Genomic DNA, 22,081 nt, shown 5'->3' on the forward strand with positions numbered 1-22,081 from the left:
ATTAAAGCGTTTGCTCTAAAATGCGAACAACTAATTGCTCAAAAGTTGCCCCGTTCGCTTTTGCAGCCATCGGTACTAGTGACTTTTCAGTCATGCCTGGTACTGTATTTACTTCAAGCAGGTAAAAATTCCCTTGCTCGTCTTGCATAGCATCAACACGCCCCCAACCACTTGCACCCACTAAATCAAACGCATCTAGCGATATGGCTTGTAAGTACTTAGTATCTTGCTCTGATAAATCTGCAGGGCAATGATACTGGGTTGTATTTGATTGATACTTAGCTTGGTAATCGTAAAAACCATTAGGTGTCGTCATCTCAATGACTGGTTGTACATCGTCGCCAAGCACCGTGATTGTAAACTCACGACCAGTGATCCACTGCTCTACAAGTACTTGGTTATCAAACTTAAATGCATTAGCTAGTGCATCTTCAAGCTCTTGTGTTGTACTTGCTTGCGCCATACCTATGCTTGAACCTTCATGCGATGGCTTAACCATTACCTTTTTAAACTCATCCATAATGGCTTTAGCATCAAAACCTTTTTTAGCATCAACTACGGTATAAGGTGCAGTACTTAAACCCGCTGATTTAAATAAGTGCTTACAACGTACTTTATCCATAGCAAGTGCTGAACCGAGTACATTACTGCCCGTGTAAGGCAAGTTCATAAATTCAAGTGCACCCTGCACTGTGCCGTCTTCGCCACCACGGCCATGCAAAGCGATAAAAACGCGATCTACATTTAATTCTTTTAACTCCCACAAAGAACGACTTTGTGGGTCAAATGCAATTGCATCAATACCACTATTTTGCAGCGCATTTAAAACAGCCTGACCCGATCGTAAAGACACTTCACGCTCTGCTGAGTTACCACCTAGCAGTACCGCTACTTTACCAAATTGTGTGTTTACCTGAGTCATACTTCACCTTGCTTAAGTTTTTCTATCGACATACCCGTTGCAGCTAATGTTTTAACTAACTGACCTATATTACCAGCGCCTTGGGTTAATACTAAATCATTGTTTTGTAAATTTGCGGCCAAAACACCTGCAAGCTCAGCATTTGTTGCTACGTGCAGCGGCTCTTTGCCACGTTGGCGAAGGCTACGGCATAAGCTTTTGCTGTCGGCCCCTACAATAGGATCTTCACCAGCGCTATACACATCAAGCAATAGTAACTGATCTACATCAGCAAGAACTTTTACAAAATCTTCGTATAAGTCGCGTGTACGAGAAAACCTATGAGGTTGATAAACCATTACTAAACGCTTATCAGGCCAACCTTCACGCACTGCTGCAATTGTTGCTGCAACTTCTGAAGGGTGATGCCCGTAATCATCAACTAACATCACGTTGCCCCGCTCGTTTTCAAATTCACCATAGTGCTGAAAACGACGACCAATGCCTTCAAACTTCTGCAGCGCTTCTAAAATTGCATGATTCGCAATGTTTTGATCTTTTGCAACAGCAATCGCAGCGGTTGCATTAAGTGCGTTGTGTCTACCTGGCATATTCAATGTGGCAGTTAAACACTCACCTTGTTTGTTAGTTACTGTAAATGTGCACGTATTAGCTGATTGGCTAAAGTCGCTCATGCGATAATCAGCATCCTTCGATTCACCATACGTAATAACTGGGCGACCAAAGCGAGGGATAAGCTCTGCAGCAACTTCAGAATCAATACATACAACAGCTAAACCATAAAACGGCAAGTTATGGATGAAATCTACATACGTGTCTTTCATTTTTTCAAGACTGCCGCCGTAAGTATCCATGTGATCTTCTTCAATATTTGTGATCACCGAGACCATTGGCTGCAAGTGTAAAAACGACGCATCGCTTTCATCAGCTTCTGCTATTAAAAAATCACTTTTGCCTACTTTTGCGTTACTACCTGCGCTATTTAACAAGCCACCAATAATAAAAGTTGGATCGAGCCCTGCTTGTCCATAAATACTTGCAATTAGGCTTGTTGTCGTTGTTTTACCATGCGTACCCGCAATCGCTATACCGTGGCGAAAACGCATTAGTTCTGCGAGCATTTCTGCGCGGCGCACAACAGGGATTCTTGCGGCTTTAGCTGCAATAATTTCAGGATTTGTTTCATCAATCGCGCTTGAAACAACCACTACATTGGCATCTTTCACGTTATTTTCATGATGGCCAATAAATACCTCAGCACCGGCTTTAATTAAGCGATCTGTCATAGCGCTATGAGCAATGTCAGAACCTGTAATACGGTAGCCTTCAAAAGCGAGTACTTCAGCAATACCGCCCATACCGGCTCCACCAATACCAATAAAGTGAATGGTTTCTATTCGGCGCATTGCTGGGCGCGTGTGTTTTTCTTGTACTGACGTTTCTTTCACTTATTTTCTCTTATTTGTTACTTGCTCACAGTGCGTTGCTACGCTTGCTGTGGCATCTAAAATGGCTTGTTTTTTTGCATTTGTAGCCATTTCAGTAATTAATGAAGGTTGGGCTAAATATGGGCTTAATAGTTCAACAATTGATTGTTTATTAAACTGCCCTTGTGGCATTAATAATGCGCCATTAGCCATCACTAAATATTGTGCGTTTGCTGTTTGATGGTCGTCCACGGCATGTGGAAAAGGAACAAAAACAGCCATTTTACCTGCTGCTGCAATTTCGCTAACAGTTAATGCACCAGCGCGGCAAACAACAATATCAGCCCAGCTATACGCCGCGTCCATATCATCAATAAATTCAGCTATTTTTGTATTACCATCCGCAAAGCCATGCATTTTATAAGCTGTTTCTACAGTAGATAAATGACCTTTACCTGTTTGATGCCATACGCTTATAGGAGCTGTATTATTTAGTACTTTAAATGCTTCTGGTAATGTTTGATTAAGCACTTGTGCACCGAGCGAGCCCCCTACCACTAAAATATTAATAGGGCTTGATACATCGCGTTTGACTATATTCATAACGCTTTGGCGAACTGGGTTACCTACTAGCTCGGCTTGACCCTGTGCAAAAGCACTTGGGAATGCTGCTAATACACGTGTAGCCACCTTAGCTAGCAGTTTATTGCTCATACCCGCTACAGCGTTTTGCTCGTGAATAACTAACGGAATACCTAAACTCTTTGCGGCAATTCCCGTGGGTCCCGTAACATAACCGCCCATTGCGAGTACTACATCTGGACGCTGTTCTTTCAATACCTTACGCGCTTGCAATACTGCATTAACTACCATGAATGGGGCTTTAATAAGACGTTTTAATCCGTTACCACGAACACCTTTTACATTAATAAAATCAATATCTATATTATGCTTAGGTACAACGCTTGCTTCCATTCGATCTGGTGTGCCAATCCAGCTAACTTGCCAGCCTTGCTGTTTTAAATAATCAGCCACTGCAATACCAGGAAAAATGTGTCCGCCAGTTCCACCAGCCACTACTACTAATTTTTTACTCATCGCTTGCCTCCACGTGAGGTGGCTTGTTTGGTTGCCATTTTGGTTTCAAAATCTACGCGCAATAAAATACCCGTGGCAATGGTCATAATTAACAAGCTTGAACCACCATAAGAAATAAATGGCAGGGTTAAACCCTTAGTTGGCAAAATACCCGCGCTCGCACCTACATTCACCATGGTTTGAAATGCAAACCAAATACCAATGGCAAACGAAAAATAGCCTTCGTATTCTTTGCCACACTTAAGCGCTTGTTGGCCTATTAATAACGCTCTAAATACTAAAGTAGCTAATACCATTAAAATACTTACAACGCCTATTAAACCAAGTTCTTCACCTATTACAGCAAAAATAAAATCGTTATGCGCTTCAGGTAAATATTGCAGTTTTTGTACACTGTTACCTAAGCCTTGGCCAAACCAACCACCTTGGCTATAAGCCATTAGCGATTGAACCAACTGATAACCTTTACCAAAAGGATCATCCCAAGGGTCTAAAAAGCCGACAACACGCGCCATTCGATATGGTTCAACAATAATCAGTAATACAACCAGACCGACGCCAGTTAGAATAAGTACAAAGAACTGCCATAATTTAGCGCCAGCTAAAAACAGTAAACCAACCGTTGTTACAAACATAACAACCACTGTGCCTAAATCAGGTTGCAGCAAAATAAGCAGCGCATACACTGCAAATACAGCTATTGGCTTTGCAAAGCCTTTAATATTTTCTTGTACTTCTTCGCGTTTTCTTACCAAATAACCCGCAATATAACTAAAAAAGTATAATTTAGCGGCCTCAGCCACCTGAAAACCAACAGGGCCAATAGGTATCCATCGTTTAGCACCATTCACTTCACGCCCAACAATCAATACCGCTATTAACAGCACCATGCCTAGTATTAATAAATAAGGGTTGGAACGTTTCCACCAATCCATTGGCACACAAACACTTATCCAAAAAAGCACAAAAGACATTGCCAAAAACATGCTGTGGCGAATAGTAATATGGTATGGGTCATCAAATAACCGCTCTGCGGTCGGCATTGAAGCGCTGGTTACCATGATAAAACCAACACCAATTAACATAATTACGCAGTACAACAGCGGTACATCATACAACTGACCTGAAGGTTTTGGTGTTAATGCATCTCTTATATCGGAAAAAGCAATCATAGTTGCCCTGCCATAACACATTGAATAAAGTCATCACCGCGTTGCATATAGTTGTTATACATATCAATGCTGGCACATGCAGGTGCTAACAAAACAATATTGCCTGTACTACTCAGTACATTGGCCAAAGCAACGGCTTCTTCCATGTTGTTAGTTAAATAGCTCTTATTGGTAATCGCAGCTAAGTCACTTGCATCTTTACCAAAACAAATTAATGCTTTTACATGTTGTTCTATGTAGGGTTTAAGTGCGTTTAAATCAGCGCCTTTAGCATCGCCACCTGCAATAACAATCAGGTTTTCACCATCACTAGCCAAGCTATCTATTGCTGCAATGGTCGCTCCAACATTCGTTGCCTTTGAATCGTTAAAATACTTTACACCGTTAAGCTCAGCTACAAATTGGCAGCGATGAGCCAACCCATTAAATTGACCTAACGCGTTCTTATATTGATCTTTACTTACTTCAAACGGACTTAAAAGCGCCATTACTGCAAGCGTATTTAAATAATTGTGCTTACCCACTACCGCAAGCGTATCAACAGGTAAAAAGGCATCGCCTTTAAGCATAAAATGAGTTTCGCCATTATGCTGCGCTAAATGGTAATCACCTTGTTGAGCACCAAAGCTGATTAGGGGAGTTGTACCGCGCTCAACTGGATGTGTTTGAATATCGTCTGCATTGACAACAATAAGCTCTGCACCGTCATAAATACTTAGCTTTGAGTCTATATAAGCTTGGTAACTGTCGTATCGGTCAAGGTGATCTTCTGACACATTTAATACCGTTGCACTTACAGGTTTTAAACTCGTTGTGGTATCTAGCTGAAAACTAGATAACTCAAGTACATACACATCAAAATCATCGTTGAGTAAATCAAGCACCGCTGTGCCAATATTCCCACCCAAAGCAACTTTATAGCCGGCTTCTTTTAATACTTCATAAGCGAGCGTAACCACGGTTGATTTACCGTTAGAGCCCGTAACAGCAACAACTGGTTTTGTATTAATACGAGCAAATAACTCAACGTCGCCAATCACTTCAACACTTGCGTTAATTGCATTTGCAACAGCTGGTATTTTTAAGCTAAGCCCAGGGCTTATAATAATCATATTGCTTGAACAAAGCTCAGCGTCATCTAAATTACCAAAGTGGGTATCTAGATTTGGCGCATGCTCTTTTAACCAATCAATCCCCGGCGGGGTTGCTCGGCTATCAACGACCTTGGGGGCGAGGCCATGAGATAATAGAAAACGCACAATGCCCAGACCGGTTACACCGAGTCCGAGCACTGTTATTTGTTTGTTTTTTATCTCGTTTAAATACTGCATTTATCGAATCTTTAAAGTAGCTAAGCCAGCAAGCACTAGCACAACAGAAATAATCCAAAAGCGCACAATAACGCGAGGCTCTGGCCAACCTTTTAATTCATAATGATGATGAATCGGCGCCATTCTAAAAATGCGTTGTCCGCGTAATTTATACGACCCCACTTGTAATATTACCGATAGTGCTTCCATTACAAATACACCGCCCATAATAATAAGCAGTAATTCTTGGCGTACTAAAACAGCAATAATACCTAATGCACCACCAAGTGCTAATGAGCCAACATCGCCCATAAATACTTGTGCTGGGTAAGTGTTAAACCATAAAAAGCCAAGCCCTGCGCCCACAATGGCAGTACACACAACCACAAGCTCACTCGCTAGCGGTAAATGTGGAATATGTAAGTAAGCCGAAAAGTTAATATTACCTGTTAAGTAAGCAATAATTGCCAATGCTGCAGCCACCAAAATAATTGGCACAATCGCCAAGCCATCTAAACCATCTGTCAGGTTTACCGCGTTTGATGTACCTACTATGGCAAAATACGTAAGCACAATATAAAACAAACCTAATTGTGGTAATACGTCTTTAAAAAATGGAACAACAAGAGATGTCTCAGATGCTTGAGCACTGGTAAAGTACAAAGCAGTAGCTACAACTAATGCAATGACCGATTGCCAAAAGTACTTCCACTTAGCAATTAAACCTTTTGGGTCTTTACGAATAACTTTACGGTAATCATCAACAAAGCCAACAATACCTAATGAGCCAATTACAAACAGTGTTGCCCACACATATTTATTTGATAAATCGGCCCAAAGTAGCGTGCTTGTAAAAATAGCCGCTAAAATAAGTAAGCCACCCATAGTCGGTGTACCCGACTTAGACAAATGCGATTGCGGACCATCGTCGCGAACTGTTTGACCTATTTGCATACGTTGCAAACCACGAATTAACTTAGGCCCTAAATAAAGAGACATAATTAACGCAGTTAAAATACCTAAAATGGCACGTAGCGTTAAATACGAAAAAACATGAAAACCACTAAAATACTGTGTTAAATACTCTGCCAGCCAAACTAACATTATGATACTCCATTGATGGCTTGTTGCTGGCCATTAACTAAATCGGTTACTAATAATTCCATGCGAGAACTGCGCGATCCTTTCACTACTATTGTTGTTTTTTTATTCACTTTATTAATACTTTCTTGAATTTTTTGCTGCATCTGTTCGCGGCTCGAAAAGTGGCGATTAGGAAGTTCAAACACATCACTTGCGTATTTACTTAACACGCCTAATGTAAATAACTCATCAATCCCTTGTTCAAGTGCATACTCGCCAACTTCTTGATGGTACTTACGTGCATCTTCACCAAGCTCACCCATATCTCCGAGTGCTAAAATGCGGTGACCTTGCATATCACTTAACAAGTCAATCGCAGCCTTTACCGACTTAACATTGGCATTATAAGTATCATCAACCACGGTAAGTAAATCAGACACTTCAATTAAATTAACGCGCCCTTTTACATCACCCATTGTGGCAAGTGCATTGGCTATTTCTTCAAGGGTTACATCAAATTCACTGGTCAGCGCCGCAGCGATAAGTGCATTACTAATATTATGCTTACCAGGTAGTGCCAAAGTAACAGGCACTTGCTTGTTTTTAGTGCAAAGCGTAAAGCTTGCACGCGCATTGCCATCAAGCGTGATGTTCTCTGCCCAAATATCTAGTTTTTCGGTTGTAGAAAAGCGTTTAACATTACGCCCTTCAAGTTTATCTAACCAATACTGGCTAAATTCACTATCGCAATTAACAATGGCAACACCGTCATTTTTTAGGCCATCAAAAATCTCACCTTTAGCTTTTGCAACGCCCATTAAGCTACCAAAACCTTCCAAGTGAGCTGCTGCAACATTACATACAACGGCCACATCTGGTTTTGTCATTGCCGTTGTGTAAGCAATTTCACCTAAGTGATTTGCACCTAGCTCAATAACAGCAAAACGATGTTGAGGCTCTAAGCGCAATAACGTAAGTGGGACGCCAATATCGTTGTTAAAATTACCTTTAGTAGCTAATACATCACCGTGAACCGACAAAATTGCCGCACACATTTCTTTTACGGTGGTTTTGCCTACACTCCCTGTAATTGCAATTGTTTTAGGCGCCACTTGCGCCATAACCGCAGTGCCAATTGCACCTAGTGCAATACGTGTATCGCTTACTATAAATTGTGGAATATCTACATCAACTTTGTGCTGAACAATAACGCCAATAGCGCCTTTTTGTTTAGCCTCAGCTATAAATTTATGGCCATCAAAATTTGGCCCTTTCAGTGCTAAAAACACTTCGCCATCGCACACTGTACGAGTATCAGTATTTATATTTAGCACGTGTTGATTATCACCTTGATAATCGGTTGTTAGCACATTAGCTAACCAATCAAAATCCATTGGGATCATTGTGTTATCCCTCTTACTGCTTTTTTTAGTTGTTCTTGTACATAGCGGCGATCGCAAAAGTCGATCCGCTTATCGCCTATAATTTGATAATCTTCGTGGCCTTTACCTGCAATCAAAATAACATCATCAGCTGTAGCGTTTTCTATAGCAAAACGAATTGCAGCTGCTCTATCAGCCTCTAAATGTGCATTTTGAGGATGGGTTAGACCGCCTGCTACATCTGCAATAATGTCATCAGGATTTTCAGATCGAGGGTTATCACTGGTAATAATAATTTTATTAGCGTTTTGCTCAGCAGCTTGCGCCATTAATGCGCGCTTACCTTTGTCTCTGTCGCCACCACAACCAAATACACAACTTACACCACCTGGCACATGCAACTGCAATGCTTGTAATGCAAGTGCAAGTGCATCGGGTGTATGGGCGTAATCAACAACACACGTTGGCATGCCAGCTTGACTAAATGCTTGCATTCGACCAGCGACTGGCTGTAACTGCGCACAACCAGCAACTAGCTGCTCAAGCGGATAACCTAGCCCTAGTAATGTAGCGAGCGCTGCCGTTAAGTTATATAAGTTGAATTCGCCAAACAGAGGCGATTTAATTGAAATATCACCCCAACTCGTCGATAACTGCGCCGAAATACCTTCACTTGAATATTCTACATCAGAAAAATAAACATATCGGGCATTCTTAGGTGCCAAGTTTTTGCGGCCATAACAAATTAGGTTATTAAAATCATACTTTTCAAGCCATTGCTCAGCTTGAAAGTCATCTTGATTGAGCACTACAACTTGCGGCTCAAAATCACGGAAAAGCATTAATTTCGCATCACCGTAACTTGCCATATCCCCATGGTAATCTAAGTGATCGCGCGAAAGATTAGTAAACACAGCCGCTTTAAACTGACATTTAGCAACGCGTTGTTGCACTAACCCATGAGATGATACTTCCATGGCTATCAGCTTTTTATGCTGCGAATTTAAATCGCTCAAAATATGCTGTAAATCAACTGTTGAAGGCGTAGTGTTTATCAGTGGAATTAAGTTATCAGGATGGCCATAACCTAAAGTACCTATAATAGCCGACTCAGTACTACAAAACTGTGCTAAGTGGGCAATCATTGCTGTGGTGGTCGATTTACCATTTGTACCTGTTACACCAATTAAATCAAGAGTCTGACTTGGTTGGCTATAAAAGCGACTTGCTAATTCTGGAAGCTTTTTATCAAGCTCCGAAACTAAATACAGTGGCTCAAAACTGCTTTCAAATTCACATAATCTGTCAGCAATGATAGCTATTGCGCCATTTTCAATTGCTTTATTAATAAATTGTCCGCCATCAAGTGTATGGCCTTTAATAGCAACAAATACATCACCTGGCGTTACTTCACGGCTATCAAGGCGTAAATGCTTAACCAGTTGCGAGGGCGCATCTATTTCGATGTATTTTAAAATATCCTTTAAATCACGCATCGTTATCTTTACCTTGTACGTACGCAACCTCTTCCTTGTCAGGCGCTACGTTTAATATTCTTAATGCGTTAGAGATGATTTCTGCAAATGCAGGGCCAGCGGTGGCACCTCCATAGTACACATCACCACCTGGTTCATTAATCATAACTACCACGGCTAAACGAGGATTACTTGCCGGTGCTACACCTGCAAAGTAACCTACATATTCATCACCATAACCACCTGCTACGGCTTTTTTAGATGTACCTGTTTTACCAGCAGCACGATACCCATCAACTTTTATGTTGCGAGCAGTACCGTCTTTTTCAAATACACTTTCCATCATGTGGACTACGGCTTCTACGTCTTTTTGTTTAAAAATACGTTCGCCTTCAGGTATATTATCTTGCTTTAAAATAGTCAGTGGTCGATTAACTCCACCAGCGCCTAACATGGTATAAAAGCGCGCCATTTGCGCAGTACTTACCGAAATTGCATAACCAAATGATAAAGTTGCAATTTCAAAGTCAGACCAACGACGATTTGGATAAAACAAACCACTGCTTTCACCTACCATTCCAGTACCGGTGTCACTGCCAAAGCCTACTTTTTGATATAAGCCTACAAGGTAATCTTTAGGCACTAACTGAGTAACCTTCGCAACCCCCATATTTGAGGAGTACTTTAGTATTTCGCGCAGTGTTAGTTCGCCGTGATTACGAGTATCTCTAACTAAACTACCACCTAAACGCATCCAACCTGGGTAGGTATCAATCGTGTCATCTGCCTGAATGGCGCCGTAGTCTAGCCCAGCTAAAATGGCTAGAGGCTTAACAGTTGAGCCTGGTTCAAACAAATCTGTAATTGCGCGATTACGACGCTTATGAGGTGCAGCATCGCTTAAGTTATTTGGATTAAATGAAGGACTATTTACCATTGCCAGCACTTCACCGGTTTTAACATCAACTACCATAGCTGAGCCCGATGTGGCTTTGTAAGTCAGTACAGCTGATTTTACAGCTTTGTAGGCAATAGCTTGAATTCGTTGGTCAATACTTAGTTCTATACTTTCTGGCTCTACGCGCTCACGCTCGTCAAGCACTTCTACTTCACGCCCTTGTGCGTCTTTACGTATAGTGCGGCGGCCTTCCTCGCCCGTTAAAGCGTTTTCGTATAGCTTTTCAATGCCTTCAATGCCTTTACCATCTATATTAGTAAAACCAATAACATGCGCGGTAACCTCACCGGCGGGGTAATAGCGTTTAGATTCATCTAGTAAATGAATACCTGGTAGGCGTAAATCGCCAATATAATTTGCTACAGCAGGAGTAACTTGGCGCTTTAAATAAACAAAGCGACGCGAGGGATCGTTTAATAGTCGAGAGTTAATCTTCTTAGGATCAATACGCAATACATCAGCAAGCTCACGCCAGCGTAAATCGTTTTTATAATAAAGTGCAGTACGCTTATCAAGCTCAGCGGTATTTTCAGCTAAAGATAAATGATCTTCGCCGCTTTTACGTGCTTGTTTAATTACTTTAGAGACTAGCGACTTGTGCAATGCTTTAGGATCAGCATATACACTTACAACAGGCACACTTACCGCTAACTCTTTACCATTACGGTCAAAAATCATCCCGCGTTGCACATGTAGTTTTTCAACGCGCACGGTACGTTTGTCACTTTCTGAACGTGCTTTATCAGGTTCTATTACTTGTAAATAAGCAGCGCGAGATACGAGTGTTACAAACACCATAAACACAACTGCACACACCAGCATAAAGCGCCATGTGATTAAATTAGTGACTGGTTTTTTGCCTCTATTTCTCATTGTACTATTATTACCTGCTCATCTTGACTCGTAGGTCTTTTCATTTTCAATTGTGATGTAGCTACTTCTTCAATGCGTGCATGTTGCGAATAAAATTCTTCTTCAACAAGTAAGTAGCGCCACTCTAAATCGAGCTCATCGCGTTCTTGTAATAATTGATCTTGCTGTATAAGTTGGCCACGAGCTAAGTGGGTTGTTTGCACAACAGCTAAACTAGAAGCGAATATCACAACCAACAAGGCCGAGGTTAGCTTATTAGCTCCTAGGCCTTTTAATATTTCAAAGAATAAATTAGGTTGCCGATAGCTCGCTTTTTTACTCATCCCAACCTCTGTGCAATCCTAAGTACAGAACTACGAGAACGTGGATTACGCTCTACTTCTGCAGCACTTGGCTTAATAGCTTTACCCACTGCTTTTAACGTCAGATTTTTATTTATTTGTGCATCAGTTAAAGGCAGACCTCTGGGTAATGCTTCTCCCTTACTCTGTTTTCTAATAAACTGTTTTACAATACGGTCTTCTAAAGAATGAAACGAAATCACCACTAAACGTCCGCCTGGCTTTAGCACTTTAACTGCAGACTGTAGCGCAGTTTGAATCTCTTCAAGCTCACTATTAATGTAAATACGAATAGCCTGAAAAGTACGGGTAGCTGGGTGTTTAAACTTATCTTTTACCGGTACAGCTTCATCAACAAGGTCAGCAAGCTGCTTGGTAGTTGTGATTGGCGTGTGCTCACGAACTTCAAGTACTTTGTGTGCAATGCGTTTACCAAACTTTTCTTCGCCCAATTTTTTAATTACGTGGGTAATATCATCCAACTCAGCCTCTGCTAACCACTGTGCTGCACTGCGACCTGTTGTAGGGTCCATACGCATATCGAGTGGGCCGTCTTTCATAAAACTAAAGCCACGCTCAGCGTCATCTAGTTGTGGTGACGAAACACCAATGTCTAATAAAATGCCATCCACTTTACCAATTAGATCGTTTTGCTGTGCTACTTCGTATAAGTTTGAAAAGCGAGTATGTGCAATTGCAAAACGTGGGTCATCAGCAAATTTTTCAGCTGATTGTATTGCTTGTGGATCTTGGTCAATTGCTTGCAGGCGACCTTCATCACCAAGGCGTGCTAAAATTTGCCCAGAGTGGCCACCACGTCCAAATGTACCATCCATGTATATACCGTCTGGCTTAATTGCAAGGGCATCGATGGTCTCATCCATTAATACGGATACGTGTTCAAATTGCGCTGTCATTAGCTATTGTGTGCCTTTTTTTGTGCCGTTAGAGTGTAAAATTATCTAAATCTTGGTTAGGTTCAAAATCACCAAGCCTTTCAAGCTCAGTATCTTGCTGCATTTGCTCGTGCCAACGCGCCTCGTCCCAAATTTCAAACTTATTCATCAAACCAACCAGCATGATTTTTTTGCCAAGAGATGCATGGGCACGTAATGACGGCGCAAGCAAAATTCGACCATTTTTATCAAGTTGATACTCTGTAGCGTTACCTAGCAACATACGTTGCATTCGTCGAGCTCGTGGATTCATATTAGATATTTTCGCTAAACGGCTTTCTATTTCGAGCCACTCAGCCAATGGATATAACCATAAACACGGTTCATTTAATGCGACGGTACAAATAACTGTCCCCTGATCTTCAGACAACAGAGATTCTCGGTACTTTGTCGGTACCGCAAAACGCCCCTTATCATCCAAACTCAGTGAACTCGCGCCACGAAACATAAAAAACCTACTTTGAAATTGTTTTATTCAATTTTTTGTTTATTTTATCCAATGAGATCCACTAAAAACCACTTTTTACCACAGTGCTCCAGTTTAGGGCTTGACAAGCCATTTTGTCAAGTAAGCTGACCAGCTTTAGTGAGTCTCAAAGCTAGAAAAAATAAGGGCTCAAGCGAAGCGTTTGAATTACGTGGGAAAAAGTGGGATTGAGGTAAAGAAAAATATCAGCTTTGCTTTTATAACTTTCTGTTTACATGCATTGCTTACTGAATAACCAATGAATATTTACAATTTTTAAGGCGTTTTTATCCTCTTTGTAAAATTTACCTAGCCGTGTAGTAATAGTTACTGTTTATTTTAAATATACTACTTATCAAAAATTAAAAAACACAAACAAAACCCATCAAATTCAGTCAGTTAAAATAAATAACAAGTTTGGTTTAATCATTGCATCATCTAAATCACTATTTAAATTTTTAACTTATTAAGGATTGATTATGGCTACTGCAACGAATACGAAACCAAATACAACTTCAGATGTTAAGCCTGACGTTAAACTAACAAATACTGAGTCTCCTCTTACAGAGAAAGCAACATCAGCGGCGCACGATGCTGTAGATGCACTTTCTAGCAAAGCTGCAACAGCTGAAAGCAGTGTGCGTAAAGGAGCTTCTAGCTCAGCAGATGCATTAAGCGAAAAACAACTTATTGCACGTGAAAAACTAAGTGAATGTACTGCAAAAACTCGTGCTTTTGCTTCTGAAAACCCATTAGCAACTGCGGGTATTGCTTTTGCTGCGGGTATGTTAATCACATCACTACTTCGTCGTAAGTAATTAGTGATGAGTAACCCACAAACAACAGCAACCAAGGATGGTAATGTGCAAGACCAAACTACTGAGCAACATAGCCATAAGGACGATTGGCAAGATCATGTTGCAATGCTTTTAGAGTATTCTAAGCAGCTCAAGGATGATTACCAAACTCAAGGAAAGATCACTCACCAGCTTGCTAAAGCTGAATGGCGGTTATCGCTTAGATCGCTTGCATTGATCACTATATTTTTAGGATGCTTTGCCAGTGGTTTGGTTTTGTTGTGGGCAGGATTTCTAGGTGCTGTTGGATACGGTGTATACGATGTTTTTGGGTCGGTATGGCTAAGTATTGCAACAGCTACTTTACTACAAGTTGCTTGTTTAATATGGCTTTGGAAAAATACAGTTTACTTAAGCAATAAAATTGGCTTTAGTAAAACGCTTAAAAGTTTAAAGCAGCTATTTAACCTACAAGGAAATTAGTATGTTAGTTAACTACTTAATTAAAGCACCTAATGAAAACGTTGATGCTCTAAGTAAGCAAATGGATACGCGCAGTGAATTGAAACGCCAACATCATGCAGCGTTCCAATATAGACTAAAGCGTTTTGCCGCAACCAAAGTTGGGCTTTCAAGTGCCTTTATCGCAGGTGCAGCAGTACAAGCGGGTAAAAGCGAAACTAGCTTCGTAAGAAAATACGGCTGGCTAGTGAACTTGATAGCTTAAGCGCTAAACATTTCTACCGTGATCTGATAAGTAATCAATACTTGGACCACTTGGCACAACTTGTGTTGGGTTGATCATTGTGTGACTAAAATAGTAGTGACGCTTAATATGATAGAAATCAACTGTTTCAGCCACTCCTTTAACTTGATATAGCTCCCTAAGGTATCCACTTAATGCAGGATAGCTTTCAATTGTGCGTAAATTACATTTAAAATGGCCAACGTACACACTATCAAACCGAATGAGAGTAGTGAATAATCGCCAATCTGCCTCGGTGAGCCTATTACCTGTTAAATAACGCTGCTTGCTCAGTATCCCTTCTACTTTATCGAGTGCTTTGAATAAATCGTTAAACGCCTCTTCGTATGCATCTTGAGTTGTTGCGAATCCCGTACGATAAACACCATTATTTATATTTGGATAAATCAACGCATTTAATTCATCAATTTTTGGTCGTAGTGCCTCTGGATAGTAGTCATCGTTATTACCTGTTAACTCATTAAACGCACTATTGAACATACGTATAATATCGGCAGACTCATTACTGACAATTTTATTTAGCTTTTTATCCCACAATACAGGTACGGTGACTCGCCCGGAATACTTAGGATTATTTTTTGTATACACTTGATGTAAGTAGTTACTATTAAATAAAGCATCACCAGTACTGTGGTTTTGCGTATCAAAAGCCCAACCACTATCAAGCATATCAGGGCTAACAACCGACACCGTAATTAAATCTTGTAACCCTTTTAACGCTCTAAATATAAGCGTTCGATGCGCCCAAGGACACGCAAGTGATACATATAAGTGATACCTGTTCGCTTGTGCTTTAAATCCGGCCTCGCCCGTTATTCCGGCGCTACCATCAACAGTTATCCAGTGACGTAACTGCGCCGTTTCGCGTTCAAACTTACCGTTACTTGAATCTGTGTCATACCATTTATCTTGCCATTGGCCGTTAACTAATAATCCCATAAAACTCTCCTAAAAATACCGTTATATTTTGCCAAACTCGCCGTTTTGATAATCACGTACCGCTTGCTGTACTTCAGCTTGCGTCGTCATTACAAACGGCCCCATATGAGCAATTGGCTGATTAAGTGGATCGCCTGCTAAAACCAAAACACCAGCGCCGTGCTCAGAGCTAATATTAATATCACTGCCTGGTTCTAAAATAAGTAACTTGCCCGCTGGTATTGTTTGATTGTCGCTCATTATTAGTGAGCCGCTATGAATATAAAGCATTACTTTTTGTTGGCTAAGAGGCTCTAAATAAGTGCTTTTACCAGCAGGTAGTGTAATATCAGCGAGCGCCGCATTAGCAGCTAAACTTTGCAGCTCGCTTGCAAGCGTTTCACCTTCGAACTGCCACGATCCCGCAAGTGCTTTTAACGTCACGCCTTGCGTATTTGTAAAACTAGGAGCTGGGTTTTTAGTCGTATCTTGATAACGTGAATCACGCATTTTTTCTGCGCTTGGCATGTTTATCCAAATTTGAAAGCCATGCAGACCATCTATAGCATCAGCGAGTGGCATTTCACTGTGCATGACGCCGCGCCCTGTGCTCATCCATTGCACATCGCCTGCTTTAATTGCTTCTTTGTTACCCATTTGGTCACGATGTTCAAAGCCACCTTTTAGAATATAAGTAAACGTTTCAATTCCTCGGTGCGGATGCTCAGGAAATCCTCCCATATAATCTTTTTTGTCATCTGACTTAAGTTCATCAATCATCAAAAATGGATCTAAATATTTACCATCAAACCCAGGTATACGGCTAATGCTCACGCCATCGCCATCTTGAGTTGCATAAGCTGTAAGTATTTTTGATATTTTCATTTTTTAATTCACTCTAAAGAATAAGTTTATGAGGCTATTAAATCATTCATTAAACAAAACAACTATGTCTTTAAATCGAGCTTAAGGTTCTAAAAAATAGAACAACATTGATTCATTGGTTATATTTTCAACCTTATAATTACTATGGTTATTTGGAGTGAATTTGGCTACAATTGTTATTGCAAAATACGAAACTAAGGAATGGTTATTTCTACTTATTCTCTCAAACATCAGCTTTATCGTTTGCTCATACTGCTAAGTATTCCGGGCACCGCTGTAATTATTTTTACTCTGCTGCTTGAACGCCACCACTCTATTGAGCAAAGTGAAAAAAAAGTAGAAAACATTGCTAAGCAATTAATTTTACAGCAAAAGCACTTAGTCGATGATATTGACCGTTTAGCGCGTTATTTGGCTAAAGAGGAAAGTAAAAAAGAAAATTTAGCAACGTCCTGCCCTAATTATTTTAATCAATTTAGAGCTATTTATGCCCATGTTGCCAATATCGGGATTATAGATCCAAATGGCATTGTCATGTGTACAACAAGCGGACTAGCCAAAACAATAAGTATTGCAGATCGTGCGTATTTTCAAAATGCCTTAAAAAGTAACCAATTGTCGGTAGGTTATTTTCAGCACGACCGAAGCCTGCAAAAAAACACCCTTAACTTTGCGTTGCCTATCATTAATAAAAAAAATGTAATTCAGGGCGTTGTAGTTATCGTTGTTGCGCTTGACTGGTGGAACAATGCTTTTAATAATATTGAACTGCCACCTGGCTCTATTGCTGCAATCGCTGATTCTAATGGAAAAATTTTAGCGCGTTACCCACCAACAACTGCAGCCCTTGGCGATAATATTGCAAAGACTTTATTAGCAACTGATTCTTCGATTGATAATGAGGCATCAACAAAAATAAAATCTATTGAGGGTGAAGATCGAATGCTTCATCACTCTATTATTTATAAAGATCCGAGTAATAACAGCTTAAATATACATATTGCACTTCCTATTACTCATGCTTTAAAGCAAATAAATAATAATTTTTTTATAGCGATTGGTGTGTTTATTTTATCACTGCTAGTGCTATGTTTAATTGCCCGTAAGCTGCTTAAAACCAGCATTATCGACCCAATTAATAATCTAACAAATGCAACAAACGTGTTGGCTAAGGGCGAAATGCCGTCACAAAAAATACAGCCAAATAATCCAGAGCTAAATACTCTCTATCAGCGCTTTAAATCAATGGCGCAAACCAGGTTAACAGCCGAGGCTAATTTAAAAAACAAGCACGATGAGCTTACCAGCTTGCTTAATACTCTACCCGACAGTTACGTTAGAATTAACATCCATGGCGATATTCTCAACATAACGGGGCAATTTAAGCCTCAAGTAAACCCAAACAGCACTGCAGCACCTCATTTATCATCAATACTTTCTCACAACAATGTGCAGCTTTTGTTATCGCAGTTATCTAAGCTTGATGTTTCGAGTAATTTAGAATTTACACTCGAAAAATCCAATCCTAAACGCAGCTTTGAAGCGCGTATTAGTGCAATGCAAAGTAAAAATGAATACGTTGTTGTACTAAGAGATATAACACAACGAAAAATAAATGAAGAAGCACTCCACCTTGCCTCGCTAGTATATAACAACAGTAGTGAAGGCATGGCAATCACCGATCCAACGGGAATAATATTTGATGTAAACCCTGCGTTTTGCAAAACAACTTTATATAATAAAGAAGAAGTTATTGGGCGCTCCTCTTCAATTCTTTCATCAGGAAAACATGATAAGAATTTTTACAATAAAATGTGGTCTGAATTACAGCAAACAGGCCGCTGGCAAGGCGAGGTTATTAACCGTAAAAAGAACGGGCAGCTTTACTCTGAGTGGCTCACAATCGATACGGTTTATGATACAAACAACGCACCTATTCGTCGAATCGCGATATTTACAGACCTCACTGAGAAAAAACAAGCCGATGAAACAATTTGGCGACAAGCTCACTATGATCACCTAACTGACTTACCAAATCGTTTAGAGTTAAAGGAGCGATTAAATCAACGATTTTCAAACGTTGTTACTCCCGACAATCAATTGGTTGTCATGCTTTTAGATATTGATCACTTTAAAGATATTAATGACACATTAGGCCACCACTATGGCGATAACTTATTAAAACTCGTATCGCAACGCATAGTTCAGTCGGCAAAAAATGCTGAGTTTGTGGCACGTATTGGTGGTGATGAGTTTGTTATTGTATTTAATCGTATAAAAAGTACGCGTCATATTAATCAAATTGCCAGTAATATTTTGCTTAGCCTATCGTCTGCTTTACATCTTGAAAACGAAGAATTATTTATTAGCGCCAGTATGGGCATAGCATGCGCCCCTAATGATGGTGAAAATACTGAACAGCTTTTAAAAGCAGCCGATCAGGCTATGTATAAAGCAAAAAGTAATGGTCGTAACTGTTTTGAATTTTTCTCTGCTGACATGCGCGAATATGCACACGCACGCATGGTGCTATTAAAAGACTTACGAAGTGCCATAGAACTTGAACAGTTTGAGTTATTTTATCAGCCCATAGTTGCTTTGAATGATTTACATATTCATAAAGCTGAAGCACTTATTCGTTGGCAACATCCCGAAAAAGGCCTAATTAGCCCTGTCGCATTTATTCCTCTTGCTGAAGAAACTAGGCAAATAAATGCAATTGGCCAATTTGTATTTGCTCAAACCTTGCAAACGCTTAACGATATAAAAACCCTAACCGATGATACTTTTCAAATAAGTGTAAACGTGTCGCCAGTACAGTTATCCACACCAGAGAGTGGTATAGATGAATGGTACGATATGCTAAAAGCTGCAAAATTACCTGCATCCTCAATTGTGGCAGAAATAACTGAAGGCCTAATGATTAACCCCGAAGCATTAACGCAACGTCGCTTAAAAGAAATAGTAAAATCAGGTATGCAGCTTGCCCTTGATGATTTTGGTACAGGATATTCGTCACTCGCTTACTTACAAGAAATGGATACCGACTATTTAAAAATAGATAAACGTTTTGTTGATAATATCCAAGTAGGCAGTCAAGAACTTGCACTGTGTGAAGCAATAATTGTTATGGCGCATCAACTGGGCTTAAAAGTAATCGCCGAAGGAATTGAAACTGAATTACAAATGCAGCTATTACTTGAAGCCGGATGTGATTACGGACAAGGTTATTTATTTTCAAGACCTTTAAATAAAAGCAGTTTTATGGCACTTCTAGCTGATAAAAAAGTCGCTTTATTTAAATAAATAAACAAAAAATCACTGTTACGCAATAAATAATGCGTCTGCGCGGTCAAGTTAAGCAATCAGATATAAGTAGTAACAGGATTTAAAAATGGCAAAAGCAACATTAGAGCAATGGCGAATGTTTAAAGCGGTTGTGGATCACGGCGGATTTGCAGGCGCAAGTGCGGCTGTACATAAAAGTCAGTCAACCGTACACCATGCTGTTCAAAAACTTGAAGCCGCCTTGCAAATTAAGTTGCTTGAAGTAAAAGGTCGTAAAGCATTTTTAACCGATAGCGGTAAACTAATTTTACGCAGAGCTGAATTTTTAATTGAAGAAGCAACTAAAATAGAATCGGTAGCAAGTACACTAAGCGAAGGCGTAGAAAGCACGTTAAAAATAGCTGTTGATGAGGTTTTTCCACACACCATTTTATACCAGGCACTTGCTAAAACGAGTGAACTTTACCCGCTTTTAAAAATTGATTTAGTAGAAAGCGTGCTAACCGGTGCAAACGAATTATTACATAACTCAGTGGTTGATTTAGCCATTTCATCAATTCCTATCTATGGAATTAGTTGCAGTACGTTATGCGATATAGAGTTTATAGCCGTTGCGCATAAAGACCATGTATTACACCAACAAACTGAACAACTCAACTTTCGCGATTTAAAGCTACACCGGCAAATAGTAGTTCGCGACTCAGCAACCCACACCAGTCACAATGATGGCTGGTTAGGTGCTGATATGCGCTGGACAGTCAGCCATTTACGCAACTCTATTGATATGGTTAGTCAAAATTTGGGTTACGCTTGGCTGCCAAAAACACAAATAGCACATTTAATTGAAGATAAAACGCTCGTCCCACTAAATTTAGACCAAGGTACAACCCGTACCCTTAATTTATATTTAATGTGCAACGACAACGACAGGCTTGGTCCTGCAGCACAAGAGTTTAAAGAGCAGCTTACGGCTCTCACTAACTTAGCTAGCTAATGGCTATTCGTTTTTTACATCGAGGTGATCTGCCACATAGGCGCCTCGCTGCCCACGCTCTTTAGCTGGTCCTATAGTACTGTCTTTACCTGTTTGCTGTTCAGTTGCAGCATTAATAACAGCACCTAATGTGATTATATAAGCGCTGATGTACAACCACATCAACATGATCACTACACCACCTAGTGAGCCGTAAGTTTCGTTGTAACTAGAAAAACGCGACACATAAAAAGAAAAACCTATAGATGCCAAAATCCAAAGCACAGTAGCAATAGACGACCCCATCGTGATCCAACGCCATTTGGCCGGTTTACGATGTGGGGCATAACGATATAAAAGTACCAATGCAAAATTAAAGGTAAAAGCTAATAATGGCCAAGAAATGAGTTTAATTAATAAATCTATACTTTCTTTTAGTCCCACTAAATTAAGCACAATAGGTAAAATACCAATAATTAGTAGCGCAAAAATTGCGACAACAATCGCCCCTACTGAAAATAAAAAGCGTACTAATTGAGCCTGAAAAAATGAACGCTTTTCATATTCACGATAACTAATATTACACGCAGTAATAAGTGCTTGGCTGCCCTTAGAACTACTCCAAATAGTAAGTATAAGCGTACCGATTGCACTTAAGCTCAAGCTGGCACTTGATGTTTTTGCAAGGCTAGAAACCTGAGATAAAATTAGCTCACTGGTACTTGGTGGGAGCAAAGTAACTATTTTACTTAAATGATCACTTATATCTGCAGGGGATGAAAAGTACGCATACACAGATACCATCGCCGCAATGGCCGGAAAAATAGCAAGTAACGCATAAAATGCCACACCCGCTGCCACTATAGATAAGTTATCTTCACTCATTTGCTTAAAAATGCGCTTAACAATATCCCACCAACCTATAAAAGGGATATGACCAGGCTGCTCAGCTTGCTGTCCTCGTTTAGCTTCTTTCATTCTAAACCTCAAT

General features: G+C 40.1%; 20 protein-coding genes. 5 read left to right on the top strand and 15 right to left on the bottom strand.

The features are described 5' to 3' along the window. Nucleotide 1: 1 nt before the first annotated feature. From QT16_RS02470 to mraZ, 12 genes are read right to left on the bottom strand one after another with little or no spacing between them, the layout of a single operon-like run. Nucleotides 2-922, bottom strand: a complete 921-nt coding sequence (locus tag QT16_RS02470; protein WP_039485318.1) for a D-alanine--D-alanine ligase — start codon at nt 920-922, stop codon at nt 2-4. Continuing rightward, the gene (gene murC / locus QT16_RS02475; RefSeq protein WP_039485322.1) at nt 919-2,370 is read right to left on the bottom strand and encodes a UDP-N-acetylmuramate--L-alanine ligase; all 1,452 of its coding nucleotides are present in this window, start codon (nt 2,368-2,370) and stop codon (nt 919-921) included. The genes QT16_RS02470 and murC overlap by 4 nt, the downstream gene beginning before the upstream one ends. Then, nucleotides 2,371-3,447, bottom strand: coding sequence for an undecaprenyldiphospho-muramoylpentapeptide beta-N-acetylglucosaminyltransferase (murG, locus tag QT16_RS02480; protein ID WP_039485324.1), 1,077 nt, complete (start codon nt 3,445-3,447; stop codon nt 2,371-2,373). After that, nucleotides 3,444-4,619, bottom strand: coding sequence for a cell division protein FtsW (ftsW, locus tag QT16_RS02485; RefSeq protein WP_002957992.1), 1,176 nt, complete (start codon nt 4,617-4,619; stop codon nt 3,444-3,446). Before ftsW ends, murG begins: the two co-directional genes overlap by 4 nt. Beyond that, on the bottom strand, nt 4,616-5,950 hold the full coding sequence (murD, locus tag QT16_RS02490; protein WP_039485326.1) for a UDP-N-acetylmuramoyl-L-alanine--D-glutamate ligase: 1,335 nt from the start codon (nt 5,948-5,950) through the stop codon (nt 4,616-4,618). Before murD ends, ftsW begins: the two co-directional genes overlap by 4 nt. Further along, the gene (gene mraY, locus QT16_RS02495; protein ID WP_002957990.1) at nt 5,951-7,033 is read right to left on the bottom strand and encodes a phospho-N-acetylmuramoyl-pentapeptide-transferase; all 1,083 of its coding nucleotides are present in this window, start codon (nt 7,031-7,033) and stop codon (nt 5,951-5,953) included. After that, the gene (locus tag QT16_RS02500) at nt 7,033-8,415 is read right to left on the bottom strand and encodes a UDP-N-acetylmuramoyl-tripeptide--D-alanyl-D-alanine ligase (RefSeq protein ID WP_039485329.1); all 1,383 of its coding nucleotides are present in this window, start codon (nt 8,413-8,415) and stop codon (nt 7,033-7,035) included. Before QT16_RS02500 ends, mraY begins: the two co-directional genes overlap by 1 nt. Next, nucleotides 8,412-9,890, bottom strand: coding sequence for a UDP-N-acetylmuramoyl-L-alanyl-D-glutamate--2,6-diaminopimelate ligase (gene murE / locus QT16_RS02505; RefSeq protein WP_039485331.1), 1,479 nt, complete (start codon nt 9,888-9,890; stop codon nt 8,412-8,414). The genes QT16_RS02500 and murE overlap by 4 nt, the downstream gene beginning before the upstream one ends. Then, nucleotides 9,883-11,700 carry a peptidoglycan glycosyltransferase FtsI gene (locus tag QT16_RS02510; protein WP_002957987.1) on the bottom strand — a complete coding sequence of 606 codons (1,818 nt, stop codon included), beginning with the start codon at nt 11,698-11,700 and terminating at the stop codon, nt 9,883-9,885. The genes murE and QT16_RS02510 overlap by 8 nt, the downstream gene beginning before the upstream one ends. Continuing rightward, a complete protein-coding gene (ftsL, locus tag QT16_RS02515) occupies nt 11,697-12,023 on the bottom strand; it encodes a cell division protein FtsL (RefSeq protein WP_002957986.1) in 327 nt (108 codons plus the stop codon). The genes QT16_RS02510 and ftsL overlap by 4 nt, the downstream gene beginning before the upstream one ends. After that, on the bottom strand, nt 12,020-12,958 hold the full coding sequence (gene rsmH, locus QT16_RS02520) for a 16S rRNA (cytosine(1402)-N(4))-methyltransferase RsmH (RefSeq protein ID WP_024606338.1): 939 nt from the start codon (nt 12,956-12,958) through the stop codon (nt 12,020-12,022). Before rsmH ends, ftsL begins: the two co-directional genes overlap by 4 nt. A gap of 28 nt (nt 12,959-12,986) precedes the next feature. Continuing rightward, nucleotides 12,987-13,445: a division/cell wall cluster transcriptional repressor MraZ gene (gene mraZ, locus QT16_RS02525; RefSeq protein WP_007582904.1), complete on the bottom strand. Its 459-nt coding sequence runs from the start codon at nt 13,443-13,445 to the stop codon at nt 12,987-12,989. 497 nt (nt 13,446-13,942) lie between these two features. Between mraZ and QT16_RS02530 the strand changes: the two genes are divergently transcribed. Genes QT16_RS02530 through QT16_RS02540 form a run of 3 tightly spaced genes read left to right on the top strand, consistent with a single transcriptional unit; the run spans nt 13,943 to nt 14,987 of the window. After that, a complete protein-coding gene (locus tag QT16_RS02530; protein WP_002957982.1) occupies nt 13,943-14,281 on the top strand; it encodes a hypothetical protein in 339 nt (112 codons plus the stop codon). A gap of 6 nt (nt 14,282-14,287) precedes the next feature. Then, nucleotides 14,288-14,743: a threonine/serine exporter family protein gene (locus tag QT16_RS02535; RefSeq protein ID WP_039485337.1), complete on the top strand. Its 456-nt coding sequence runs from the start codon at nt 14,288-14,290 to the stop codon at nt 14,741-14,743. Between the two features lies 1 nt (nt 14,744). Next, nucleotides 14,745-14,987 (top strand): hypothetical protein, encoded by a 243-nt coding sequence (locus QT16_RS02540; RefSeq protein ID WP_039485339.1) that lies wholly within the window; start codon nt 14,745-14,747, stop codon nt 14,985-14,987. 3 nt (nt 14,988-14,990) lie between these two features. Here the strand turns inward: QT16_RS02540 and QT16_RS02545 are convergent, their stop codons facing one another. Together QT16_RS02545 and QT16_RS02550 are read right to left on the bottom strand one after the other, a co-directional pair. After that, nucleotides 14,991-15,965 (bottom strand): glutathione S-transferase family protein, encoded by a 975-nt coding sequence (locus QT16_RS02545; protein WP_039485341.1) that lies wholly within the window; start codon nt 15,963-15,965, stop codon nt 14,991-14,993. 21 nt (nt 15,966-15,986) lie between these two features. Continuing rightward, the gene (locus QT16_RS02550) at nt 15,987-16,829 is read right to left on the bottom strand and encodes a pirin family protein (RefSeq protein WP_039485342.1); all 843 of its coding nucleotides are present in this window, start codon (nt 16,827-16,829) and stop codon (nt 15,987-15,989) included. Between the two features lie 201 nt (nt 16,830-17,030). On the opposite strand from QT16_RS02550, the gene QT16_RS02555 reads away from it, so the two are divergent. Then, nucleotides 17,031-20,135 (top strand): bifunctional diguanylate cyclase/phosphodiesterase, encoded by a 3,105-nt coding sequence (locus QT16_RS02555; protein WP_039485344.1) that lies wholly within the window; start codon nt 17,031-17,033, stop codon nt 20,133-20,135. An 88-nt stretch (nt 20,136-20,223) separates the two neighbouring features. Continuing rightward, nucleotides 20,224-21,111 (top strand): LysR family transcriptional regulator, encoded by an 888-nt coding sequence (locus QT16_RS02560; protein ID WP_039485347.1) that lies wholly within the window; start codon nt 20,224-20,226, stop codon nt 21,109-21,111. 3 nt (nt 21,112-21,114) lie between these two features. On the opposite strand, the gene QT16_RS02565 is transcribed toward QT16_RS02560, so the two are convergent. Beyond that, entirely contained in the window at nt 21,115-22,068 is a 954-nt protein-coding gene (locus QT16_RS02565; RefSeq protein WP_002957975.1) for a YihY/virulence factor BrkB family protein, read from the bottom strand. Nucleotides 22,069-22,081 lie beyond the last annotated feature (13 nt).

The sequence above is a fragment of the Pseudoalteromonas distincta genome (assembly GCF_000814675.1).
In the GTDB taxonomy this organism is placed as follows: Bacteria; Pseudomonadota; Gammaproteobacteria; order Enterobacterales; family Alteromonadaceae; genus Pseudoalteromonas; species Pseudoalteromonas distincta.

Excerpts from the sequence above, each read along its gene's own strand:
- QT16_RS02470 (WP_039485318.1), bottom strand. The coding sequence starts at position 922 with ATGACTCAGGTAAACACACAATTTGGTAAAGTAGCGGTACTGCTAGGT.
- murG (WP_039485324.1), bottom strand. The coding sequence starts at position 3,447 with ATGAGTAAAAAATTAGTAGTAGTGGCTGGTGGAACTGGCGGACACATT.
- ftsW (WP_002957992.1), bottom strand. The coding sequence starts at position 4,619 with ATGATTGCTTTTTCCGATATAAGAGATGCATTAACACCAAAACCTTCA.
- murD (WP_039485326.1), bottom strand. The coding sequence starts at position 5,950 with ATGCAGTATTTAAACGAGATAAAAAACAAACAAATAACAGTGCTCGGA.
- mraY (WP_002957990.1), bottom strand. The coding sequence starts at position 7,033 with ATGTTAGTTTGGCTGGCAGAGTATTTAACACAGTATTTTAGTGGTTTT.
- QT16_RS02500 (WP_039485329.1), bottom strand. The coding sequence starts at position 8,415 with ATGATCCCAATGGATTTTGATTGGTTAGCTAATGTGCTAACAACCGAT.
- murE (WP_039485331.1), bottom strand. The coding sequence starts at position 9,890 with ATGCGTGATTTAAAGGATATTTTAAAATACATCGAAATAGATGCGCCC.
- QT16_RS02510 (WP_002957987.1), bottom strand. The coding sequence starts at position 11,700 with ATGAGAAATAGAGGCAAAAAACCAGTCACTAATTTAATCACATGGCGC.
- ftsL (WP_002957986.1), bottom strand. The coding sequence starts at position 12,023 with ATGAGTAAAAAAGCGAGCTATCGGCAACCTAATTTATTCTTTGAAATA.
- rsmH (WP_024606338.1), bottom strand. The coding sequence starts at position 12,958 with ATGACAGCGCAATTTGAACACGTATCCGTATTAATGGATGAGACCATC.
- mraZ (WP_007582904.1), bottom strand. The coding sequence starts at position 13,445 with ATGTTTCGTGGCGCGAGTTCACTGAGTTTGGATGATAAGGGGCGTTTT.
- QT16_RS02530 (WP_002957982.1), top strand. The coding sequence starts at position 13,943 with ATGGCTACTGCAACGAATACGAAACCAAATACAACTTCAGATGTTAAG.
- QT16_RS02535 (WP_039485337.1), top strand. The coding sequence starts at position 14,288 with ATGAGTAACCCACAAACAACAGCAACCAAGGATGGTAATGTGCAAGAC.
- QT16_RS02540 (WP_039485339.1), top strand. The coding sequence starts at position 14,745 with ATGTTAGTTAACTACTTAATTAAAGCACCTAATGAAAACGTTGATGCT.
- QT16_RS02545 (WP_039485341.1), bottom strand. The coding sequence starts at position 15,965 with ATGGGATTATTAGTTAACGGCCAATGGCAAGATAAATGGTATGACACA.
- QT16_RS02550 (WP_039485342.1), bottom strand. The coding sequence starts at position 16,829 with ATGAAAATATCAAAAATACTTACAGCTTATGCAACTCAAGATGGCGAT.
- QT16_RS02555 (WP_039485344.1), top strand. The coding sequence starts at position 17,031 with ATGGTTATTTCTACTTATTCTCTCAAACATCAGCTTTATCGTTTGCTC.
- QT16_RS02560 (WP_039485347.1), top strand. The coding sequence starts at position 20,224 with ATGGCAAAAGCAACATTAGAGCAATGGCGAATGTTTAAAGCGGTTGTG.
- QT16_RS02565 (WP_002957975.1), bottom strand. The coding sequence starts at position 22,068 with ATGAAAGAAGCTAAACGAGGACAGCAAGCTGAGCAGCCTGGTCATATC.